This window comes from Bifidobacterium sp. UBA6881 (genome assembly GCA_002451435.1).
Taxonomy (GTDB): domain Bacteria; phylum Actinomycetota; class Actinomycetes; order Actinomycetales; family Bifidobacteriaceae; genus Bifidobacterium.
On record DKCF01000039.1, the window covers coordinates 17,824 to 20,670 of the forward strand.

The window sequence follows — 2,847 nt, forward strand, 5'->3', positions numbered from 1 at the left end:
ATCCGTGAAGGAGTTCTTGTAGCCGTTCTTGTCGTTGGCTCCGGTATTCGCAACGCATGCGGCGACGGTGTCGCCCAGATTGGCGGCCTTGCACCTGGATGCGATGTAGTTCTCCAGTTCGTCGTGCGCGGGAAGCAGCACGTTCTGGCGGTAGTTCGCGTCGCTCCACAGTGCCGCGACGTCGGCGGATGCGGAGATGCGGCCGCCGATCACGTCAAGCGGGTAGTGCACGCCGAGCACCACGCGGTTGTTGCCCGCTTCGGAGGAGCGCGTCACCAGTTCCGTGCCGAGTTCAGGCAGCAGCGTCGCCAGTCCAAGGCCGCGGTTGTATGCCTTCGTGGTGTGGCCCGACGGGAATGCCTGCGACGGCTCGGACACGTCGGTGTAGTCGTCGCCGAAGTCGGTGCCGTTTTCGGTGAACATCGGGAAGCGCACGATATTGAGTTCGGCCTGCAGCCCCTTCAGATCATTGGCGCCGTTGAAGGTGCGGTCCCAACCCTCGTCGTTTTTCGAGGTGTACGGACGCGGATAGTTGAAATCGGTTTTCGCGGTGCCGGTGCCGACGAACTTCGAGAACGCGGTCTTGCTGGAATTGTCGAACACCAATGCGTTGGTCTTCGGCAGAGCGCCCGAGTCGAGGCCTTCCTTCACGAAGCCTGCGATGGTGCCGCCCAAGGCATCCGAGAATTCGCGGTACGCGTCGTTGTCGACGGCGTCGATGCCGGCGCGCTGCGCCTGGGTGTGCGTGCCGTCCGCCTTCACTCCATTCTTGTCATCCTGCGCGGCCTTGTTGTTGATGGCCACGACGGTGTCGTCGTTCTGATTGAGAACGCTCACTCCGGCATCGGTGACATTGCCGCGGAACGCCGAGCCCTGCGCCGTGTTGCTTGATGGATCCTGCGGGTTCTTGTTGTTCGGATCGGCGATCTTCTTCGGGGTCCACCACTGGTAGAACTCGCTCAGCAGCGACGTGATGTCCGGCGTGTTCGTCGGGAATGCGGTTGCGTCGGCCGCGGATGCGGTGACGCCGCCGGCGAGCGCGACCGCCGCCACCATGCCGGTGACGACGGTTGACAGCGCCGCGCGTTTGATTTGTTTCCTCATCTTCAATCGTCCACTTTCTCAATTGATGTTTGGACGATTCTTTTCTAACGCGGTTCAATCGCCGCCATCAGACAAAACGGCCAAATATCGTGTGCCGTTCATCCAACGTTCATCGATCGGCGCGTGTCGCTTCTTCCTCGATTCGGACATCGTGCATTCCGAACAACGCGTGCAGATCGGCGCGATGCGCGTCGGGATGGATGGTCGCATCGGAACCGGCGAGCGCCGCCAGCAGCTTGTATGCGCGGTGTGTCGCGGTATCGGCCAATGATGCGGCGTGCAGGGTCGTGGAATCGTCATCCATGCCGGGAAGCACCAGCACGTGGGCGGCTTCGCGAATCAACCTCGCCTGGACCACACCTGTGGAACGTGGTTCCACAATCGCATCGTCCTCATCATGCCCGGCCAGAACAAGCGGTTGGTCATCGAAACTGCGGGCTTCGAAACCATCGATCCGCGTGGCGTTGGCCACAGTGACGTCCACATAGCTCCACGGCAATTCGCCCAATGCCGCCGATTCGGCGAGATACTGGGCGACCGCGGTGCCTTCCACGCCGATGGGCAGCACGGCGAGCACGCAATCGGCCGAGCCGACATCCTTCATCGCCACGGCAAGGTCATGCTTGACCGAACAGGTCAGGCAGCAGTCGTCCATGCGAAAGGACTCGCAGTCCCCGTCCATCAGGTCACCGAAGCTGGCCGGACGGCGAATGGTGCGCGTGACCGCGATGCCGGATTCAGCGTCGTCATCGGCGGTGACGTCGTAGGAGATGGTGTAGGTCGACGGGCAGGAATCCGCCAATGAGAACGACACCGAATCCAAGGCGAGGCGTTCCACTCCCGTCAACAGCACCACATTGCCATGGGACCGTTCGGCGCCGTTCCGCGAAAACAGTTTTTCCAGCTCGTCGAAATCGTGGACCTCCCCCGATTCGTCACCTTCGGCGTTTCTCCATGATTCCAAGGATGGATGGGTCATTGCGTCTCCTTATTTTCATTCCCGACTTGACGATAATGATTCTCAATATCTATAGTTAGACCCATGACCAAACATTGTCAAATTCTGGGAACCCGCGCCGGCTACGGCAACAGCGTCTCCCACTCGCACAGGAAAACCCGTCGCCGCTTCGAGCCGAACCTGCAGAAGAAGCGTTATTACGTTCCTTCTCTGGGACGCGCCATCACCCTCACGGTGACGCCGCGAGGCATGAAGACCATCGACCGCATCGGCATCGACTCCGCGGTCGCACGTCTTATCGCCGCCGGGGAGATCAAGGCCTGATTGCGGAAACCGTATCAGACAGAAGAAAGGACCTTCCATGTCGAAATCCAATGACATCCGACCGGTGATCACGCTGCGCTCCACCGCAGGCACGGGATCGACGTACACCACCACCAAAAATCGTCGAAACACGCCCGACCGTCTGGAACTGCTCAAGTTCGACCCGGTGTTGAAAAAACGCGTGATTTTCAAGGAGACTCGCTGACATGGCAAAAACCAGCAAGATCATCAAACAGCGCCAGCGCGAACTCACCGTGGCGAAATACGCGGAACGCAGAATGAAATACAAGAAGGATTCCGTCAATCCGCACCTCACCCAGGAGCAGCGCGATGAAGCCATGCGCAAGCTGCATGCGCTGCCCCGCGACGCCAGCCCGACCAGACTGCGCAACCGCGACGCCATCGACGGCAGGCCGCGTGGATATGTCGGCAAGTTCGGCCTCTCCCGCATCAACATGCGC

General features: G+C 60.4%; 5 protein-coding genes. 3 read left to right on the top strand and 2 right to left on the bottom strand.

The genetic code is table 11. From position 1 onward, the window contains the following. A partial coding sequence (locus tag B3C64_RS03345; RefSeq protein WP_291533711.1) for a phosphatase PAP2 family protein occupies nt 1–1,104 on the bottom strand: 1,104 nt, incomplete at its 3' end. Nucleotides 1,105–1,213: 109 nt separating this feature from the next. Next, nucleotides 1,214–2,083 carry a hypothetical protein gene (locus B3C64_RS03350; protein WP_291533712.1) on the bottom strand — a complete coding sequence of 290 codons (870 nt, stop codon included), beginning with the start codon at nt 2,081–2,083 and terminating at the stop codon, nt 1,214–1,216. 63 nt (nt 2,084–2,146) lie between these two features. Between B3C64_RS03350 and rpmB the strand changes: the two genes are divergently transcribed. The 3 genes from rpmB to rpsN form a co-directional block, all read left to right on the top strand. Further along, nucleotides 2,147–2,386 (top strand): 50S ribosomal protein L28, encoded by a 240-nt coding sequence (gene rpmB / locus B3C64_RS03355; RefSeq protein ID WP_291533713.1) that lies wholly within the window; start codon nt 2,147–2,149, stop codon nt 2,384–2,386. A gap of 37 nt (nt 2,387–2,423) precedes the next feature. After that, nucleotides 2,424–2,591 (top strand): 50S ribosomal protein L33, encoded by a 168-nt coding sequence (gene rpmG, locus B3C64_RS03360; protein ID WP_291533715.1) that lies wholly within the window; start codon nt 2,424–2,426, stop codon nt 2,589–2,591. 1 nt (nt 2,592) lies between these two features. After that, nucleotides 2,593–2,847, top strand: a 255-nt coding sequence (gene rpsN / locus B3C64_RS03365; protein ID WP_291533716.1) for a 30S ribosomal protein S14, incomplete at its 3' end; no start/stop codon positions are given.

Coding starts and splice junctions, on each gene's coding strand:
- B3C64_RS03350 (WP_291533712.1), bottom strand. CDS start 2,083: ATGACCCATCCATCCTTGGAATCATGGAGAAACGCCGAAGGTGACGAA.
- rpmB (WP_291533713.1), top strand. CDS start 2,147: ATGACCAAACATTGTCAAATTCTGGGAACCCGCGCCGGCTACGGCAAC.
- rpmG (WP_291533715.1), top strand. CDS start 2,424: ATGTCGAAATCCAATGACATCCGACCGGTGATCACGCTGCGCTCCACC.